Consider the following 1,276-nt stretch of genomic DNA (forward strand, 5'->3'; position numbering starts at 1 on the left):
GCCGGTCGCCCTCTGCGGCGATGACTGAATAGAAGCCCGTCCAACGTGACTCCTTAGAGACCTGTCTCGCCGCAGCCGTTTGCGGTTGACCGGCACCGACCGATAGCGGACGACCCGTCCCTGTCGAAAGTGCTGGACATGAGTCAAGGGAGGTCCGCTGTGACCAGTATTTCAGAACGGTATGACTACGTTGTGGGCGTAGACACCCACGCCAAAAATCATCTGTACGCGATCATCGACGCCAGAACCGGTGCGGTGCTCGCCCGGCCGGAGAAGTTCGCCGTCACCAGCGCCGGTTTCACCAAGGCGCTGGCCTGGATCGGCCGTCACACCGCCGGCGCCCGGGTGCTGGCCGCGATCGAGGGCACCAACTCCTACGGCCGTACCCTGGCGCAGGCCGCCGGCACCGCCGGCGTGGCGGTGACCGAGGCCCGGGCGTCATCGAAGAAGGCCCGCCGCGGCACCGGCAAGACCGACGGCCTCGACGCGATACGCGCCGCCCGATCGGTCCTGGAACGCTCCCTCGCCGAACTCACCGAGCCACGCCAGGGAAAAACGCGTGCTGACCTGCAAGTTCTGCTGATCTCCCGGCGTCAGAAGTCCCGGCAGAAGACGGCGACGATCAACGCGCTGAACGCGATCGTGCGGACCCTGGGCCTGGTGGCAGACACCGGCAAGAAGCTGACAATGACCCAGATCCGAGCCATCGCCGACGGCGGCCTCACCGGCTCCGGGCACTCAGCGATCGCCGTGGCAGCGGCCACCGATCTGGCCGACGAGATCATCGAATGCCACAAGGCCCTGGCGGCCAACGAGCGGCGCCTGCGCGCTGTCGTGGCCTCCTGGCGGCCCGAGCTGCTCGCCGTCGTCGGCGTCGGGCCAGTAACGGCCGCCCGCATCCTGACGGTCTGGTCGCACCCGGGCCGGTTCGCCAGCCAGGCCCACTTCGCCTCGATCGCCGGAGCCAGTCCCGTACCGATCGGCAGCGGCCAATCACTGGCGTGGCGACTGAACTACGGCGGCGACCGACAACTCAATTCCGCCCTGCACACCATCGCCCTGACCCGCAAACGTCACGATCAACGCACCAAGGACTACATCACCAAACGCACCACCGACGGCAAGACCCCACGCGCGATCGATCGACTCCTCAAACGCTACATCGCCCGCGAGATCTTCAAACTCCTCGAACACGGCCCCACACACGCAATCAGCGGCACCCACGACCACCAGCTCCCCGCTGCCGCTTGACAACGAACATAGAAGCGTCGAAACG

The 1,276-nt window shown here is 66.6% G+C and carries 1 protein-coding gene; it reads left to right on the forward strand.

The window, feature by feature from the left end; genetic code table 11:
- The first annotated feature begins 192 nt into the window (after positions 1-192).
- On the forward strand, positions 193-1,251 hold the full coding sequence (locus ACSEEN_RS21390) for a transposase (RefSeq protein WP_440714254.1): 1,059 nt from the start codon (positions 193-195) through the stop codon (positions 1,249-1,251).
- The last annotated feature ends 25 nt before the right edge of the window (positions 1,252-1,276 follow it).

Origin of the sequence: Gordonia marina (genome assembly GCF_052036135.1) — a bacterium.
Taxonomy (GTDB): domain Bacteria; phylum Actinomycetota; class Actinomycetes; order Mycobacteriales; family Mycobacteriaceae; genus Gordonia.